Below are 253 nucleotides of genomic sequence, written 5' to 3'. Positions count from 1 at the left end.
GTGTCGTTCAACGGCAGAGGCACATTCGACGACCGAGGCGACCTCAATGTCGGCTTGCTGAGCCGTGCGTCTGAGACCCCGGGATGGCCCCCACCGCGATGGGGGGTTAACCCCATCGTGGCGCCCGTCTGACCTCCGTAACGTTCGACAGTGACAACAGGTTTGCTCAGGGACTTTACAGAGGATGCATGTGATGGCAGAGATCATCCACCACGGTCCGACCGGACCGTGGCCGCGGATGTCCGACGTGGCC

Origin of the sequence: Phytoactinopolyspora endophytica (assembly GCF_004138495.1) — a bacterium.
GTDB lineage: Bacteria > Actinomycetota > Actinomycetes > Jiangellales > Jiangellaceae > Phytoactinopolyspora > Phytoactinopolyspora endophytica.
Note: the sequence above shows the minus strand (reverse complement) of the source record.